This is a genomic window from Burkholderia sp. Tr-20355, from assembly GCF_017104685.1.
Classification (GTDB): domain Bacteria; phylum Pseudomonadota; class Gammaproteobacteria; order Burkholderiales; family Burkholderiaceae; genus Burkholderia; species Burkholderia seminalis.
In genome coordinates, this window is record NZ_JAAGPK010000034.1 from 1 (window position 1) to 16276 (window position 16276).

Below are 16276 nucleotides of genomic sequence, written 5' to 3' on the forward strand. Positions count from 1 at the left end.
TCGTGCGGCAGATCTCGAAGGCGCGCCGTGGCCGCTGCCGGCCGGCGAGCGGTTTTCGGCCGTGCTCGTCACCAACTACCTGCATCGTCCGCTCTGGCCCCATCTGCTCGATGCGGTGGCGCCGGGCGGCGTGCTGATCTACGAAACCTTCGCGCAAGGAAACGAAACGGTCGGCAAACCGTCCAACCCCGCGTTCCTGCTCGCCCCGGGCGAGTTGCTGGACGCCGTGCACGGCCACCTGCGGGTGGTTGCGTACGAGGACGGTTTCGTCGCCGCGCCGCGCGAGGCGTTCGTCCAGCGTCTCAGCGCGGTGCGCGAGGGCGCGACCCCGAAGGCGGGGGCGGGAATTCCACGTTACGAACTGCCCGGCTAATCCGCTACAATCTCAACGTTTACCGGTACACATTCAATCGCGTTTCATGGCTAACGGCACCCAAGACGGCATTCAAATCCGCGGCAGCATCCCCGCGATCGTCACCCCGATGCTCGAAGACGGCAGTCTCGACCTGCCGGCGTTTCGCAAACTGATCGACTGGCACATCGCGGAAGGCACCGATGCGCTCGTCGTGGTCGGGACGAGCGGCGAGTCGGCAACGCTCAACGTCGAAGAGCACATCCTGATGATCCGCACGGCGGTCGAGCACGCGGCGAAGCGCATCCCGATCATCGCGGGCGCGGGCGGCAACTCGACCGCCGAGGCGATCGAGCTGACGAAGCACGCGAAGGCCGTCGGCGCGGACGCGACGCTGCAGGTCGTGCCGTACTACAACAAGCCGACGCAGGAAGGCATGTACCGCCATTTCCGGACGATCGCCGAAGCGGTCGACCTGCCGGTGATCCTGTACAACGTGCCGGGCCGCACGGTCGCCGACATGGCGAACGAGACGACGCTGCGCCTCGCGCAAGTGCCGGGCATCATCGGCGTGAAGGAAGCGACCGGCAACATCGATCGCGCCGCGCACCTGATCAAGGCCGCGCCGAAGCATTTCGCGATCTACAGCGGCGACGATCCGACCGCGATCGCGCTGATGCTGCTCGGCGGCCACGGCAATATCTCGGTGACGGCGAACGTCGCACCGCGTGCGATGAGCGATCTGTGCCGCGCGGCGCTGGCCGGCGACGTCCAGACGGCCCGCGCGCTGCACATGAAGCTGCTGTCGCTGCACAAGAACCTGTTCATCGAGGCGAACCCGATCCCCGTGAAGTGGGCGCTGCAGGCGATGGGCAAGATGCAGGGCGGCATCCGGCTGCCGCTCACGGCGCTCGACGAGCGCTGCCACGATGCCGTGCGTTCGGCCCTCGTCGAGGCCGGCGTCCTCTGATGCCGAGGCGGCCGCGTCCTGCGGCCGCCGGCTCGACCCCTGATCAACCCGCACCGGCCGGCTCCGTCCGGCGCCGCTCCTGACGAGCGTTCTAGCAAGACGAAGGATTTCATGAAACGTTTCGCCATTTCCTCTCGCGCCATCCAGCTGTCGGTGGTGGCGCTGGCGCTGGGCGCGCTCGCTGGCTGCGATACGCTGAACGATTACCTGGCCCCCGACCGGGTCAACTACAAGAACACCGGGTCGGCGCCGCCGCTGGCCGTGCCGAGCGACCTGAAGCCGGTGCCGACGACGCAGCAGTTCGTTGCGCCGCCGAGCAACGCCGGGCTCGGCACGCTGCCGCCGCGGGTCACGACGCAGGCCGGCAACGCGACCGACGGCATCCCGAGCGCGCAGGATCCGCTCGGCATGCACATCGAGCGCGACGGCGATCGCCGCTGGCTCGTCGTCGATGGCCGCACGCCCGAGCAGCTGTGGCCGATCCTGAAGGAGTTCTGGCAGGAGAACGGCTTCTCGCTGAAGACCGACGCGCCGTCGACCGGCATCATGGCCACCGACTGGGCCGAAAACCGCGCGAACATTCCGGACGACTGGTTCCGCCGCACGATCGGCAAGGTCATCGATTTCGCGTATTCGTCGGGCACGCGCGACCGTTTCCGCACGCTCGTGAACCGTACGTCGGACGGCAACACCGACATCTCGATCACGCACAGCGCGATGGAGGAAATGATGGTCGGCCCGCAGGGCGGCACGTCGTCGCGCTGGGAAGAGCGTCCGCGCAACCCGGTGCTCGAAGCCGTGTTCCTGTCGAAGCTGATGCAGAAGTTCGGCCTGACCGACGCCCAGGCGAAGCAACTGCTGACCGATGCGCGCCCCGCGACGGCGCCGGCGCAGGTCAGCGACACGAGCAGCGGCGCGGCGACGCTGCAACTGGCCGAGTCGTTCGATCGCGCGTGGCTGCGCGTGGGCCTGGCGCTCGACCGCACCAACTTCACGGTCGACAATCGCGACCGCGAGAAGGGCGTGTACACCGTGCGCTATGCGAATTCGATGGAAGAGCTCAAGCGTGACGGCCTGTTCGGCAAGCTGTTCTACGGCGGCCCGTCGGCGGCGAAGCCGGGCAAGGAATATCTCGTCAACGTGCGCGCGCAGGGCGCCGGCGGTACGCAGGTCGCGGTGGTCGGTGCGAACGGCCAGATCGACAACTCGTCGGACGCGCAGCGGATCATCTCGCTGCTGCACGCTCAGCTGAACTGAGCGCGTGCGATTCGCCAGCCTCGGAAGCGGCAGCGAAGGCAATGCGCTGGTCGTCGAGGCCTCGAGCGGCACGACGACCACCCGCGTGCTGCTCGACTGCGGCTTTTCCGCCAAGGAGGTCGAGCGCCGGCTCGGCCGACTGAATCTCGCCATCGACGATCTCGATGCGATTCTCATCACCCACGAACATAGCGACCACGTCGGCAGCGCGCTGACGCTCGCCCGCCGTGCGTCGCTGCCGCTCTACATGAGCTGGGGCACCGCGCGCGCGGTGGGCGCGGACGAGGCCGATGTCGATCTCCACGTGCTGTGGGGCGACGAGACGGCCCCGATCCGCGATCTGGCCGTGATGCCCTATACGGTCCCCCACGATGCGCGGGAGCCGCTCCAGTTCGTTTTCATGGACGGCTGCAGCCGGCTCGGCGTGCTGACGGACGTCGGGATGGCCACGCCGCACATTACGGCCGTCCTGAGCGGCTGTGACGCGCTGGTGCTCGAATCCAACCACGATACCGCGATGCTGGCCGCGAGCCGCTATCCGCAATCGCTGAAGGCGCGGATCGGCGGCAACCATGGCCACCTGAGCAACGACGCGGCGGCCGACATTCTCGCGTCGCTCGAGCGCAGCCGCCTCCAGCACCTGGTCGCGGCTCACCTGAGCCAGCAGAACAACCTGCCGGAACTGGCCCGCCGGGCGTTTGGCGGCGTGCTGGGGACGGACGGAGAGGACGTGATCGTGGCCTCGCAGGACGCGGGCTTCGACTGGCTGATGCTCGGATGAGCAGGGCAGGGCAGGGCCGCTGCTGCGGCCCGGTGCGGCTGCCGGGCGCGGTGTTCGGAAACGGCAGACGTAAAAAAAACCGGCCCTCGGGCCGGTTTTTTTTCAGCTGATGCTGAAGGCTTACTGGCTTGCGCCCGAAGCCGGAGCAGCCGTCGCTGCCGAAGCAGCCGACGCCACTGCAGCAGCAGCGTCGCTCGCAGCAGCCGTTGCCGACGAAGCAGCAGCCGAAGCGTCGCTCGCAGCACCAGCAACTGCCGAAGCAGCCGACGAAGCAGCAGCAGCCGCGTCGCTTGCAGCCGACGAAGCAGCTTGATCAGCGCTCTTGTTGCAAGCAGCCAGTGCAACAGCAGCCAACAGGGAAGCTACGAGGAGGGATTTCTTCATGATCACGTCCTTTTATGGTTAAAGGTAAGCAACAGCGCGAAACAATACCGGTAATGTGCTCCAACACCGACCTGGGCCGCTGGTGGAGATGCACTTCTTAGAGCGTGAATCTTCCCTACGGCTTGGGCGGAAATTATATGCACTTTCCTATCGACCGTCGACAAATGCGGGGTCAATACGTTGTCTTTCCCATACAGAATTTGATCTGTACGGGCATACGGGGCGACTCACACTAATTCCGGCTTCCGACCCGTATCCAGCCCGCACAATACCACTCGTGCAACAAGGCTGTCATCGAGGGAACCCGGGATAGTGTTACAAACCGTTTCGCCTCCATCTGGCGTTGATTGGCCAGTTCGGGCAGCCATTCATCGGCCTGCTCGAGCGGTCCTTCCTCGCCATTAATGAAGTACGAGCGCGCGTTATACATCAATGCGGCCCTTCTGTCGAGACACACGCCACGCCGTGACGCTTGCGTGACGAACGCGGACTCGGACAACGGGCGCGCCGGCGGGTCGAAGACGACGTTCGGCTTGGGCTCGCTCAGGTAGCAACCGAGGAATTCGGCGACGTCGCGCTTGCGCCAGCGGATCGCGTCGACGATCTCGGCGACACGCTCGACCATCGCCGGAGGCAATTGCGCGGGCGTGTCGACGGCCGGTTGCTTCGGGTCGCGGTAGAGGTCGTCGCCGCCCCCGTCGCGCAGGCCGCCGCGCTCCGCGAGATAGTACAGGAACTGGGCGCCCAGTTCGCCGGCGGACGGGGCCCGGAAGCCGATCGAGCAGGTCATGCACTCGCCTTCGGCGACGCCGTCGTGCGCGATGTGCGGCGGCAGGTAGAGCATGTCGCCGGGCTCCAGCACCCATTCGTCGCTCGGCTCGAAGTTTTCGAGGATCTTCAGCGGCACGTCCGGTTGCAGCGACAGATCCTTCTGCGCGCCGACGCGCCAGCGGCGCCGGCCTTCGACCTGCAGCAGGAAGACGTCGTATGAATCGAAATGTGGGCCGACGCCGCCGCCGTCCGTCGCATACGAGATCATCAGGTCGTCCAGCCGCGCGTCGGGGATGAAGCGGAAGCGGTCGAGCAGCGCGCGCGCCGCGTCGACGTGCAGGTCGAGCCCCTGCACGAGCAGGGTCCATGCCTTGCGCGTGACGGCCGGCAGCGAGCCCGGTTCGAACGGGCCGTGCGACAGTTGCCACTTGTTACGAAAATGGGTGATGAGTCGCGATTCCGCGTCATAGTCGGCGGCGAGCTCGAACAGCGCGTCGCGCGAGACCGGTGAAGCGACGCCGGGGATCGCCTGGCGGATCAGCAGCGGCTTCTTCTGCCAGTAGCCGCGCATGAATTGCGCCGGCGTAAGACCGCCGAGCAGCGGTGTGGGAAGATCGGAAGGCGGCGCGCCGAGCGGGGCGGCAGCGGCATCCCGCGGTTCGGCTTGAGACCGGTTGCGCATCGTATAATGACAGTTGTATTTGGGAGAATTGGATGAAAATCGCAAAAAACACCGTCGTGTCGGTCACTTACAAGCTGTCGGATGCACAGGGCAATCTGATCGAGGAAAGCGACGAGCCGATGGTCTATCTGCACGGCGGCTATGATGGCACGTTCCCCAAGATCGAGGAACAGCTCGACGGCCACGAGCCGGGTTACGAGGCGCAGGTGCAGCTCGAGCCGCAGGACGCGTTCGGCGACTACGATCCGGAACTCGTGAAGGTCGAGCCGCGCGATCGTTTTCCCGAGCCGCTCGAAGTGGGCATGCAGTTCGAAGGCACGCCGGAAGACGGCGACGAGGAAGTCGACTCGCTGATCTATACGGTCACCGACATCGCCGAAGACAAGGTCGTGCTCGACGGCAATCACCCGCTGGCCGGCATGGCGCTGCGTTTCGCGCTGACCGTGAAGGACGTTCGCGAAGCCACCGAAGACGAAATCGAGCATGAGCACGCGCATGGCGCCGAAGGGCTCGAGATCGTCGACGAGGACGAAGACGAAGACGGCGAAGCGCCGTCGTCAGGGCGTACCCTGCACTGAGCTTGCAGGCAGGCCGGGCGCCGGCCCCGATGCAGGGGGCGGCGCCGGCCACGACGCGCCGCCCGGAGCGGCGCCGTCACCCTGCAGCGGCGGCGCGACCGACGACGAGTCGGGCAGTGCCGGCAGCGCGGGGATTTCCGGCATCTGCGGCAGCGGCACGTCGTCATGCGGCACGAGCGGCAGCGTGGGCGGCACCGGCAGGTTCTTCGGCACCTCCTGCAGGCTGACGTTGAAGATCGTCTGCCGCGATGGCGACACGCTCACCTTGACCCACTGATTCGCCGGATGGCGCGGGCCGATCGCGACGCGCGTCACGTTTCCTATCAGCGCACCGTCGTCGGCACGCAGCGGCCGGTCGATCAGGAAACCGTTCGCCAGCGGTTCGCCGCTCGCGTGCATCACCAGTATCGGGCCGCGGAACGTCGCCGCCGCCTTCACCAGCGTACGTTTCAGTTCACGGAAGCCGTCGCGTACGCGCGGCCGGTTGAAACGCAGCCACGCAAAGCGTTCCGCGCGTTCGTAGCGTTCGAACTGCGGATCGCCTTCAAAAATCACCACCATCGCGCGCGCTTCGCGCCGCTTCGCGTATTCGGCCGCGTGGTCGATCCAGAAACCGTTCGCGATGATGCGATCCTCGAATTCGCCGTTGCGGCCGCCGGCCGTCAGGTAATGGTTGTTCGGTGCCGGTGCGTTGAGCGCGACGTAGACGATGTCGTCGCGCATCCAGCGGGCATTCTCGCGATATGGCCGGAACCGTGCGACTTCGCTCTCCCGCGTGATCTGCAGCGCGCCGGGGTCGGGCAATGCCGCATCGGCGAGCAGCGTCTGCCGCAGGAAGTCGAGCCGCTCGACCGGATCGTAACCGCCGCCGGCTGCCGTATTGCACGTCAACCAGTCGTCGTGGCCGGGAATGAACACGAGCGGCACGCGTGCCGAATCCAGGATCGCGCCGCGCTGCGAATACAGCGCGTCGCGGCACGCTTCCTTCGAACCCTTGAGATCGCCCGCATAGACGACGAAAGCGAGGTTGCGCTCGCGCGCGATCGCATCGAGCAGCCGCTGGGCGGACGGTTCGTCCGCCGGGCCGTTGATGACGCCCGACACGACCGCGAACGAGTAGGGCGCGGCGGTGCGCTTCGGCGGTGCAGCCTGCGCGCCGGCCTGCGCGAGCACGAGTACCGCCGCGACGAGCGCGGCGGCCGCGCGAGCCGGCAGGCCCGGCGAGACGCGTTCAAGCGTGGCCGTCGGCATCGTGCGACCGGACCAGCGTGCGCAGTTCGTACAGCAGGTCGAGCGCCTCGCGCGGCTTGAGATCGTCGGGATCGATGTCGCGCAGCTTGTCGAGCGCCGGATGCGTCGTGTCCGGCAACGCCGGCGCATCCGCGCATTCGAGATCGTCGACGACCGCCTGCGGCGCGCTGAACAGGTCGAGTTGCGGCGTGTGCTGCGATGCCGACTGCTGTTCGAGATACGCGAGGTGCTTGCGTGCGGCGCGGATCACCGGGGCCGGGACGCCGGCGAGCTGCGCGACCTGCAGGCCGTAGCTCTGGTTCGCCGGGCCTTCGTTGACCGCGTGCAGGAACACGATGCCGTGGCCGTGTTCGACGGCCGACAGGTGGACGTTGGCCGCTTGCGGGAATTCGGCCGGCAACTGGGTCAGCTCGAAGTAGTGTGTCGCGAACAGCGTGTAGCACGCGTTGTGCGCGAGCAGATGGCGGGCGATCGCCCACGCGAGTGCGAGGCCGTCGAACGTCGACGTGCCGCGCCCGATCTCGTCCATCAGCACGAGGCTTTGCGGTGTCGCATCGTTGAGGATGGCCGCGGCTTCGGTCATCTCGACCATGAACGTCGAGCGGCCGCCCGCGAGATCGTCGGCTGCGCCGATGCGCGTGAAGATCCGGTCGATCGGGCCGAAGCACGCCGACTTCGCCGGCACGTAGCTGCCGACGTAAGCCATCAGCGCGATCAGCGCGGTCTGCCGCATGAACGTCGATTTACCGCCCATGTTCGGGCCGGTGATCAGCAGCAGCTTGCGCTCGGGCCCGAACCGGCAGTCGTTCGCGATGAACTGCTCGACCTGCGCTTCGACGACCGGGTGGCGCCCCTGTTCGATGTCGATGCCGATCTCGTCGGTGAAGGTGGGCGCGACCCAGTCGAGTGCGCGTGCACGTTCGGCGAAGGCGGCGAGCAGGTCGAGCTCGGCGAGTGCCGACGCGACGCGCTGGCATTCGGGGATGAACGGCAGCAGTGCCTGCAGCACCGAGTCGTACAGCGCGCGCTCGCGCGCGAGCGCGCGTTCCTGCGCGGACAACGCCTTGTCCTCGAAGGTTTTCAGTTCGGGCGTGATGTAGCGCTCGGCGTTCTTCAGCGTCTGGCGGCGGCGGTAATCGTCGGGCACCTTGTCCGTCTGGCCGCGCGTGACCTCGATGTAGAAGCCGTGCACCTTGTTGTATTCGACGCGCAGGTTCGCGATGCCGGTGCGCGCGCGTTCGCGCGCTTCGAGGTCGATCAGGAACTGCCCGCAGTTCTCCGAGATGTCGCGCAGTTCGTCGAGTTCCGCGTCGTAGCCGCGCGCGATCACGCCGCCGTCGCGCACCATCGCGGCAGGCTCGGGCGCAATCGCGCTGGTGAGCAGGTCGAGGCATTCCGCGGGCGGTGCGAGCGCCGCGTCGACGCGCGTGAGCGCATCGGCATTCGCGACGATCGCGCTGATGCGCTCGCGCAGTGCCGGCAGCGCGGCGAACGTATCGCGCAGGCTCGACAGGTCGCGCGGGCGCGCGGACAGCAGCGCGAGCCGCCCGGTGATCCGTTCGACGTCGGCGATCTGGCGCAGCGCGCCGCGCAGCGCGTCGAGGCTCGCGTTCGCCGGCGCATCGAGCAGCGCGCCGATTGCCTGCTGGCGCGATTGCGCGGCGACCGACGCGCGCGGCGGGTGATGCAGCCAGTGACGCAGCAGGCGGCTGCCCATCGTCGTGCAGCAGGTGTCGAGCAGCGAATACAGCGTCGGCGATTCGGTGCCGCGCAGCGTCTCGGTCAGTTCGAGGTTGCGGCGCGTGGCCGGATCGAGTCCGATGTATTCGGTTTCGTTCTCGACCTTCAGGCTGCGCACGTGCCGCAACTGCTGGCCTTGCGTGGCTGCCGCATAGAGCAGCAGCGCGCCGGCTGCGCCGCATGCGCTCGTCAGTGAATGCGCGCCGAATCCGTCGAGGCTCGCGACGTCGAGCTGGTCGCACAGGCGCTGCGTGCCCGATGCGATGTCGAAGTGCCAGGCCGGCACGCGCTTGCTCGCGCCGGCACTTGCGGGTACGGCGTCGGTCGCACCGTCCGGCGTCAGGATTTCGGCCGGCCGGATGCGCTCGAGCGCGGCTGCGAGCTGATCGGGTTCGATTTCGGCGAGCCGCAGCGCGCCGCTGGCGAGATTCAGCCAGGCGAGGCCGACATTGACCGCGACGCCGCGCTTGTTGTGGCCCGTGCACATCGCGAGCAGGTATACGTCGTTCTTGTCGGACAGCAGCGCGGCATCGGTCAGCGTGCCGGGCGTGACGACACGCACGACCTTGCGCTCGACCGGCCCCTTCGATGTGGCAGGGTCGCCGATCTGCTCGCAGATCGCGACCGATTCGCCCATCTTCACGAGCTTCGCCAGATACTGTTCGACCGCGTGATGCGGCACGCCGGCCATCTTGATCGGCGTGCCGGCCGACGCGCCGCGCTGCGTGAGGGTCAGGTCGAGCAGGCGTGCGGCCTTTTCCGCGTCCTCGAAGAACAGCTCGTAGAAGTCGCCCATCCGGTAGAAGACGAGTGTGTCGGGATGATCGGCCTTGATGCGCAGGTACTGCTGCATCATCGGAGTATGGCCGGCGAAGGCTTCGGGCGACAGCGTGGTCATAGGTCAGGCGGGAAGTTGTTGCTTGGGTTGCCCGAGTTTACCAGTCGCGTCCACGTGCACGCGCGAAGTTCGCCGTTTGGCCAAGTGCGGGCGAGGGAGCGTGGCAGATCACGTGTCCGAATAGTTGGACGATGACGCTCGGATGGGACGACAATCGTCCGGAAGGGTGGGCAAGTTGATTGCCGATTTCCGCTATTGGATCTTGCGCTGTTTGGCCGGCAGTCAACGCGTCGTCAATGGAGAAAAAGCGCCCATGTCAGCAGTCGACTTGGAAGCACGTCTCACGAGTATCGTGCGCCAATCGGAATGGTTCTGGGCGGCACTCGTCGCCACGCGTAGCCTGAAGCTCACCTCATGGTGTATTGGGGCAGGAGCGGTACGCAACCTGGTGTGGGATGAACTGCACGCGTTTCGGACGCCGTCTGCGCTATCGGACATCGATGTTGCTTACTTTGACTCGACCGATTTCTCCGCCGCACGGGACGCGCGCTTCAAGCTTCGTTTGACCGACATGCTTCCCGGTGTGCGCTGGGAGGTAACCAATCAGGCCGCCGTTCACCTCTGGTTCGAGCGAACCTTTGGCCATCCAGTTTCACCACTGGGTTCGCTGGAGGAGTCAGTCGCGTCGTGGCCCGAATTTGCGACCTCGGTCGGGGTCGTGCTTCGTGATGACGACTCGGTCGACGTTATTGCGCCTCATGGGCTGGACGATCTTTTTTCAATGGTCATTCGGCGCAACCCACGGCGAGTGAGTGTCGAGACATATCGAAAGCGTGTAGCGGAAAAGCAATACCGAAAGCGCTGGCCTCGAGTTGTCATCGTACCTTGCTGATTATCCGAGGCGTACCGGTGTCACTGGCGCATTCAATAGGTGTTGCGGGCGTGGTGGGGCTGGGCCTATCGGCTCCGCACGTTGATTGCGGGAAGTTCGAATACATGCATCTGTTTCCAGCGCCCTGAGGTGTTTTCAAGCAAAGACACGGAACTACACCGCGTTCGAATCGGCGCAAGCATGCGCAGACGTTCTTCCAGCGCGATGGCTGCGGAATTTGCGGTTGCGGCGTCACCGTGCGCGACAGTCAGATGCGGAATCGTGCCATCGTGTACGCCGCCGTACGGACGATATCCGGGAAAGCGTTCGACTAAAGCAGTTGTCAGTGCGACGAACGGCTCGGCAGGGTCGGGGGTGAGATAGGTGGTGGTCGGAAACCGACCAATCTGCGTCAACGAAAAATCGAACGATGGCACAAAGCTCAACGCGCTTTCGGATTGTCGTATTACGGTCGACGTAATTTCGTCGGGTGACATGAAAGGGAACAGAAGCGTGATATGTGGCGGGACGCCCAGGCTTGCAGAAGCATCGAAGCGCCGCCGCAGGTCGGCGACTGCAGGTTCGGCTGCGGAAACTTCGACGACAAACGCTGTCGTGACCATACTGCGATCCTCTTTTGGCGGCCGCCGCATTGCGGCAATACGGTAGGAATGCGGTGGCGTAGCTTGCAGCGTAACCTTCCGATCAGAGCCTTAACAGTGCGGATAATCAGGCCCCCATTTCATCGAAGACACCAGCCGCCCGTTACCGGAGACTGCAGGCGATTTCGTCCGCCGAAGAGTGCCGCAAACTGTGAAACGTTTGGCACGCCACCTGCTCCAGTGACTCGGCCGTTTTAATCGCCTGTTCTCTCGGGACTTACACCAATCAACCTCTCTAAACTGAAACTTAGACAAGTTTCAAGGAGGGGAGCGTGCTAGTCTGAAACGGCAATATATAAAAACGCAATGAGTTACGGGGCACAACCATGAAGCAGGCCATACAGGACGCGGGGGGCGCGTGCGCGCAGAATACCCTGGTGCCGCACGTTACGGCGGTCGCGGATGAGTCGGAGCGGATCAACTGGATCGAGCTTTGCGCTCGCGTGGCGTCGGTCACCGTGCTGGGCGTATTTGCCTATCTGATCTATATACCGTGGCGATCGGACCCGAGCCGGATCACGCTGATCCTGCTGCTGGTTTCCGCGGTACTGACCGTCGGCATGTCGGCTTTTGCGAAACTGCCGAAACAGCGCGACTGGCATCCCGTCGCGGTGTGCTTTTCTCTGGGCGGCTCGTTCTACTGCCTGACCTATCAGCTGACCGCCAGTACCCAACTGATTCCGGAGTGGGCGGGGGGCACCTGGCAAATTATCGGGATCGCGTGGCAGCTGTTCGCCAAACTGTCGCTCGGGCGCTCGTTCGGCTTGCTGCCGGCGAATCGCGGGGTCGTCTCGACCGGCGCGTACCGGTTCATGCGGCACCCGATCTACACCGGTTATCTGTTGTCCGAAATCGGCTTCCTGCTGGCTAACTTCAGCACCCGAAACCTGGTCACGATCGGCGTCTGGATGCTGTTGCAGATCGGCCGAATCAGCATGGAAGAACGGGTGCTGTCGGAAGACGCCGATTATCGCGCGTACAAGGCGACAGTCCGGTACCGGCTGATTCCGGGCGTGTTTTGACGGGAATGCGGAAAGCGCGCAATGGCCGAGCGTCGACGAAGCGCGCCCGTGCGGCAGACATGAAAAAAGTCGGCGGGCTCAGGTCACGGACCTTCGCGCGCCGACCCCTTCCGGCCCGTCAGGACGTGTGCCCCGACGTCATGCTGAGTGCGACCGCCTGCGCGACTTCGATGCCGTCGATGGCGGCCGAATAGATGCCGCCCGCATATCCGGCGCCTTCGCCGGCCGGATACAGGCCTTCGACGTTCATGCTCTGGTAGTCGTCCTTGCGTCGAATCCGGATCGGTGAAGACGTGCGTGTCTCCACGCCGGTCAGCACGGCGTCGTGCATCGCGAAGCCGGCGATCTTCTTGTCGATCTCGGGCAGGGCTTCACGGATGGCTTCGATCACGTAGTCCGGCAGCGCGGTGCTGAGGTCGGTCGGATTCACGCCGGGCTTGTACGACGGCTCCACGGAACCCAGCGAGGTCGACGGCCGGCCTGCGATGAAATCGCCGACCAGCTGGCCCGGCGCGCGGTAGTCGCCGCCGCCGAGTTCGAACGCGCGTTCCTCCCATTTGCGCTGGAACGCGATGCCCGCCAGCGGGCCGCCGGGATAGTCGTCCGGCGTGATGCCGACGACGATGCCGGCGTTCGCATTGCGCTCGGCGCGCGAATACTGGCTCATCCCGTTGGTGACGACGCGGCCCGGCTCGGAGGTCGCCGCGACCACCGTGCCGCCCGGGCACATGCAGAAGCTGTAGACGGCCCGGCCGTTACTGCAGTGATGGACCACCTTGTAGTCGGCCGCGCCGAGCTGCTTGTGGCCCGCAAACTTGCCGAAGCGGCTGCGGTCGATCAGCCCCTGCGGATGTTCGATCCGGAAACCCAGCGAGAACGGCTTCGCCTCGATATGGACGCCGCGATCGTGCAGCATCTGGAACGTGTCGCGCGCGCTGTGGCCGACGGCCAGCACGACATGGTCGCACCGGAGCGTTTCGCCGTTCGACAGCTTGAGCGAGCGCACCTTGCCCTGGTCGATCTCGATGTCGTCGACCCGCGTTTCGAAACGCACTTCGCCACCGAGTTCGTGGATGGACGCGCGCATCTTTTCCACCATGCTGACGAGGCGGAACGTGCCGATGTGCGGCCGGCTCAGGTACAGGATGTCTTCCGGCGCGCCGGCCTTGACGAACTCGTCCAGCACCTTGCGGCCATAGTGGTGGGGATCCTTGATCTGGCTGTACAGCTTGCCGTCGGAAAAGGTCCCGGCGCCGCCTTCGCCGAACTGCACGTTGGATTCGGGGTTGAGCACGCTCTTGCGCCACAGGCCGAAGGTGTCCTTGGTGCGCTCGCGCACGGCCTTGCCGCGTTCGAGGATGATGGGGCGGAAGCCCATCTGCGCGAGGATCAGGCCCGCGAACAGGCCGCACGGCCCCATGCCGATGACGACCGGGCGCAGGAAATCGGCGCGCTCGGGCGCCTTCGCGACGAAGTGGTAGGCCATGTCGGGCGTCACGCCGCAATGCGGCTTGCCGGCGATGCGCTCGAGCGCGGCCGCTTCGTCCTTGACCTCGAGATCGACGATATACGTGAGCTTGATGTCCGAACGCTTGCGCGCATCGTGCGCGCGACGGAACACGGTGTAACGGAGGAGCGCGTCCGCCGCCACGCCGAGCTCGGCGAGGCGCGCGCGAATCGCGGCCTCGAGCGCGCTTTCGGGGTGGTCGAGGGGGAGTTTGATTTCGCTTAGCCGTAACATGGGGACTCGGATGCGATTGCCACGGCGCCGTGGCGATGTTGATACAGGTGGGGCCGGCATGCCGATGACGGCGTTGTTCGCCGCGCGCGCCTGCCGGGCGCAAACCATTCGTTGTCATTACGGGCAAGCGGTGCGAGCGGCAGCGCGCCGGCCCGTCCGGACAACTCGGGCAACTTCAGGATAGGCGCACGAAGCGCGCCTTGCGCACGGAAGATTACCGCGCCTCCCGGGTGACCGGGAGGCGGACGGCACGCGATCCTGGCGATGCCCGCGAGCGTTTGCGCGAAAGCCGCGCCATGCGGGCGCGGCCCGGGCGTTTACTCCGCTGCCGGATGCAAGCGGCTGTAGCGGTTGAGGATCGGGATCATCTGCGCGTAGATCTTCGGGTTCGCCGCGACGATCTCATGACGATGCAGGAAATCGGCGTCGCCCGTGTAGTTGCCGACGAGGCCGCCGGCCTCGGTGATCAGCAGGCTGCCCGCCGCCATGTCCCACACGTTGATGCCCTGCTCGAAGAACGCGTCGAGGCGGCCGGCCGCGACGTTCGCGAGATCGAGTGCCGCCGCGCCCGGGCGGCGCAGGCCCGTGCAGGCCTGCGTCATTTCGGTGAAGAGGCGTGCGTATGCGTCGAGGCCGTCCTTCTCGCGGAACGGGAAGCCGGTGCCGACCAGGGCGTCCGCCAGGCGGTCGCGGCGGCCGACGCGGATGCGGCGATCGTTCAGGTACGCGCCGCGGCCGCGCGTGGCCGTGAACAGGTCGTTCTTGTTCGGATCGTAGACGACGGCCTGCGTGACGACGCCCTTGTGCTCGAGCGCGATCGACACGCAGTAGTACGGAAAGCCGTGGATGAAGTTGGTCGTGCCGTCGAGCGGATCGATGATCCACTTGAATTCGGATTCGTTGTCGGATTCGCCCGATTCTTCCGCGAGGATCGCGTGATCGGGGTAGGCGGTCTTCAGCGTCTCGATGATCGCCTCTTCGGCGGCCTTGTCCACTTCGGTGACGAAGTCGTTCTGCTGCTTCTTGCGGATCTCGATCAGGTCGAGATCGAGGGACGCGCGGTTGATGATCTGTCCGGCGCGGCGCGCAGCCTTGACAGCGATGTTGAGCATGGGATGCATGGGCCTGGATCCTGTAGCCGGCGGCACGGGCCGCCACGAAGTGGAACAACCGCCCGGAACGGCGCAAGCATGCCGGGCGAGGTGAGACGCGAATTGACAAAGAGCGGGGTACGACCCGCGCCGCACGGTGTGCGACGCGTAAAGGCATGATTTTACCCGATTTTTGACGGTTTCAGGCGACCGGGATACGGGGAAACCCCCACTGTCCGTCCGGACGAGTGGGTTTGCCGCGGCGATGGCGATACCATACTGCCATTCTGATGAACCGAGTCGTATCGTAGTGGAAACCCCGCAGAACACCGCCGCGCCGGCCGAGCCGGGCGCGGCCTCGTCTCCGCCGCCGTCCGGCGGCTTCACGTCCACCCGCTTCGTGCTCGTCGAGCCGAGCCATCCCGGCAATGTCGGGGCGGCCGCCCGTGCGCTGAAGACGATGGGCTTCTCGCGTCTCGTGCTGGTCGCGCCGCGCGTGCCGCACGTGCAGAGCGACCCCGAGGCGATCGCGATGGCCAGCGGCGCGGACGACGTCCTCGCGTCCGCGCATGTCGTGCCGACGCTCGGCGACGCGCTATCGGGCGTCCACTGGTCGATCGCGCTGACCGCGCGTACGCGCGAATACGGGCCGCCGCGCCTTGCGCCGCGCGCGGCCGCCACGCAGGCGTGTGCGCAGGTCGGTACGGGCGACATCGCGCTCGTGTTCGGCAACGAGCGCACGGGCCTGGCCAATGAGCATGTCGAGCAGTGCAGCGCGCTCGCGCATATTCCGGCGAACCCGGCCTACAGCTCGCTGAACCTCGCGCAGGCCGTGCAGGTGCTCGCGTACGAGCTGCGCGTCGCGTTTCTCGAACAGGCGAGCGAGCCGTCGGCGCAACCGTCGGCCGAAGCCGGCACGCTCGCGCAGAGCGACGAGATCGAGCGGATGTACGTCCACCTCGAGCACGCGCTGATCGCGCTCGATTTCCTCGATCCGCGCAATCCGAAGAAGCTGATGCCGCGGTTGCGGCGCCTGTTCGCGCGCACGGGCCTCGAGCGCGAGGAGGTCAACATCCTGCGCGGCGTCGCGAAGCACATCCTGCTGAAGTCGGGCAAGCCCGACGGCGACGCGTAAGCGGCCGGCGCACCGGTTGCCGGTCGGTCGCCGCCCGGGTATCGCGTCGGGCCGTGCGTCGGTCGACCGGCGGCGCCGGGTCCGGTCCATTCCATCCGGCCGATCCTCCCCGCAAGCCTGTTGCAGCAAGCCTGTCGTTCGAATACCCGC

14 protein-coding genes and 2 pseudogenes are annotated in these 16276 nt (G+C 66.0%); 9 read left to right on the top strand and 7 right to left on the bottom strand.

Translation table 11 applies throughout. The annotated features are described in order from the left end of the window. The 5 genes and pseudogenes from G3N62_RS11645 to G3N62_RS11665 form a co-directional block, all read left to right on the top strand. Positions 1-373 (top strand): annotated as a pseudogene (locus G3N62_RS11645) (SAM-dependent methyltransferase); the annotation flags it as partial. Positions 374-419: 46 nt separating this feature from the next. Next, on the top strand, positions 420-1322 hold the full coding sequence (gene dapA, locus G3N62_RS11650; RefSeq protein WP_034188917.1) for a 4-hydroxy-tetrahydrodipicolinate synthase: 903 nt from the start codon (positions 420-422) through the stop codon (positions 1320-1322). A gap of 111 nt (positions 1323-1433) precedes the next feature. After that, positions 1434-2579 (top strand): outer membrane protein assembly factor BamC, encoded by a 1146-nt coding sequence (gene bamC, locus G3N62_RS11655; RefSeq protein ID WP_034188916.1) that lies wholly within the window; start codon positions 1434-1436, stop codon positions 2577-2579. Positions 2580-2583: 4 nt separating this feature from the next. Next, positions 2584-3360, top strand: coding sequence for an MBL fold metallo-hydrolase (locus G3N62_RS11660; protein WP_034188915.1), 777 nt, complete (start codon positions 2584-2586; stop codon positions 3358-3360). Between the two features lie 109 nt (positions 3361-3469). Then, on the top strand, positions 3470-3673 hold the full coding sequence (locus G3N62_RS11665; protein ID WP_006487056.1) for a hypothetical protein: 204 nt from the start codon (positions 3470-3472) through the stop codon (positions 3671-3673). Here the strand turns inward: G3N62_RS11665 and G3N62_RS36420 are convergent. After that, positions 3674-3920, bottom strand: a pseudogene (locus tag G3N62_RS36420) (hypothetical protein). It abuts the gene before it with no gap. A gap of 56 nt (positions 3921-3976) precedes the next feature. Then, complete coding sequence (locus G3N62_RS11670; RefSeq protein ID WP_124609699.1) at positions 3977-5197, bottom strand: cupin domain-containing protein; 1221 nt, start codon at positions 5195-5197, stop codon at positions 3977-3979. Between the two features lie 32 nt (positions 5198-5229). Between G3N62_RS11670 and G3N62_RS11675 the strand changes: the two genes are divergently transcribed. Next, positions 5230-5775, top strand: a complete 546-nt coding sequence (locus G3N62_RS11675) for a peptidylprolyl isomerase (protein WP_034188913.1) — start codon at positions 5230-5232, stop codon at positions 5773-5775. On the opposite strand, the gene G3N62_RS11680 is transcribed toward G3N62_RS11675, so the two are convergent. Together G3N62_RS11680 and mutS are read right to left on the bottom strand one after the other, a co-directional pair. Next, on the bottom strand, positions 5755-7026 hold the full coding sequence (locus tag G3N62_RS11680) for a hypothetical protein (RefSeq protein ID WP_124609700.1): 1272 nt from the start codon (positions 7024-7026) through the stop codon (positions 5755-5757). The genes G3N62_RS11675 and G3N62_RS11680 overlap by 21 nt on opposite strands. Further along, on the bottom strand, positions 7007-9664 hold the full coding sequence (gene mutS, locus G3N62_RS11685) for a DNA mismatch repair protein MutS (protein WP_069706658.1): 2658 nt from the start codon (positions 9662-9664) through the stop codon (positions 7007-7009). The genes G3N62_RS11680 and mutS overlap by 20 nt, the downstream gene beginning before the upstream one ends. A gap of 166 nt (positions 9665-9830) precedes the next feature. On the opposite strand from mutS, the gene G3N62_RS11690 reads away from it, so the two are divergent. After that, positions 9831-10496, top strand: coding sequence for a nucleotidyltransferase family protein (locus tag G3N62_RS11690; protein WP_319001520.1), 666 nt, complete (start codon positions 9831-9833; stop codon positions 10494-10496). Positions 10497-10561: 65 nt separating this feature from the next. Here G3N62_RS11690 and G3N62_RS11695 read toward each other — a convergent pair whose 3' ends face one another. Next, positions 10562-11098, bottom strand: coding sequence for a 2'-5' RNA ligase family protein (locus G3N62_RS11695; protein WP_082744779.1), 537 nt, complete (start codon positions 11096-11098; stop codon positions 10562-10564). Between the two features lie 365 nt (positions 11099-11463). Here G3N62_RS11695 and G3N62_RS11700 point away from each other — a divergent pair, with 365 nt between their 5' ends. Further along, positions 11464-12159: an isoprenylcysteine carboxylmethyltransferase family protein gene (locus G3N62_RS11700; RefSeq protein WP_034188910.1), complete on the top strand. Its 696-nt coding sequence runs from the start codon at positions 11464-11466 to the stop codon at positions 12157-12159. A gap of 118 nt (positions 12160-12277) precedes the next feature. On the opposite strand, the gene G3N62_RS11705 is transcribed toward G3N62_RS11700, so the two are convergent. Both G3N62_RS11705 and G3N62_RS11710 read right to left on the bottom strand, forming a co-directional pair. After that, on the bottom strand, positions 12278-13900 hold the full coding sequence (locus G3N62_RS11705) for an NAD(P)/FAD-dependent oxidoreductase (RefSeq protein WP_034188909.1): 1623 nt from the start codon (positions 13898-13900) through the stop codon (positions 12278-12280). Between the two features lie 317 nt (positions 13901-14217). After that, entirely contained in the window at positions 14218-15021 is an 804-nt protein-coding gene (locus G3N62_RS11710; protein ID WP_034188908.1) for an inositol monophosphatase family protein, read from the bottom strand. 280 nt (positions 15022-15301) lie between these two features. On the opposite strand from G3N62_RS11710, the gene G3N62_RS11715 reads away from it, so the two are divergent. Beyond that, positions 15302-16126, top strand: coding sequence for an RNA methyltransferase (locus tag G3N62_RS11715; RefSeq protein WP_034188907.1), 825 nt, complete (start codon positions 15302-15304; stop codon positions 16124-16126). Positions 16127-16276: the final 150 nt, after the last annotated feature.

Bases quoted from the DNA above. Each gene is read 5' to 3' on its own strand.
- dapA (WP_034188917.1), top strand. From the start codon at position 420: ATGGCTAACGGCACCCAAGACGGCATTCAAATCCGCGGCAGCATCCCC.
- bamC (WP_034188916.1), top strand. From the start codon at position 1,434: ATGAAACGTTTCGCCATTTCCTCTCGCGCCATCCAGCTGTCGGTGGTG.
- G3N62_RS11665 (WP_006487056.1), top strand. From the start codon at position 3,470: ATGCTGAAGGCTTACTGGCTTGCGCCCGAAGCCGGAGCAGCCGTCGCT.
- G3N62_RS11670 (WP_124609699.1), bottom strand. From the start codon at position 5,197: ATGCGCAACCGGTCTCAAGCCGAACCGCGGGATGCCGCTGCCGCCCCG.
- G3N62_RS11675 (WP_034188913.1), top strand. From the start codon at position 5,230: ATGAAAATCGCAAAAAACACCGTCGTGTCGGTCACTTACAAGCTGTCG.
- G3N62_RS11680 (WP_124609700.1), bottom strand. From the start codon at position 7,026: ATGCCGACGGCCACGCTTGAACGCGTCTCGCCGGGCCTGCCGGCTCGC.
- mutS (WP_069706658.1), bottom strand. From the start codon at position 9,664: ATGACCACGCTGTCGCCCGAAGCCTTCGCCGGCCATACTCCGATGATG.
- G3N62_RS11695 (WP_082744779.1), bottom strand. From the start codon at position 11,098: ATGGTCACGACAGCGTTTGTCGTCGAAGTTTCCGCAGCCGAACCTGCA.
- G3N62_RS11700 (WP_034188910.1), top strand. From the start codon at position 11,464: ATGAAGCAGGCCATACAGGACGCGGGGGGCGCGTGCGCGCAGAATACC.
- G3N62_RS11705 (WP_034188909.1), bottom strand. From the start codon at position 13,900: ATGTTACGGCTAAGCGAAATCAAACTCCCCCTCGACCACCCCGAAAGC.
- G3N62_RS11710 (WP_034188908.1), bottom strand. From the start codon at position 15,021: ATGCATCCCATGCTCAACATCGCTGTCAAGGCTGCGCGCCGCGCCGGA.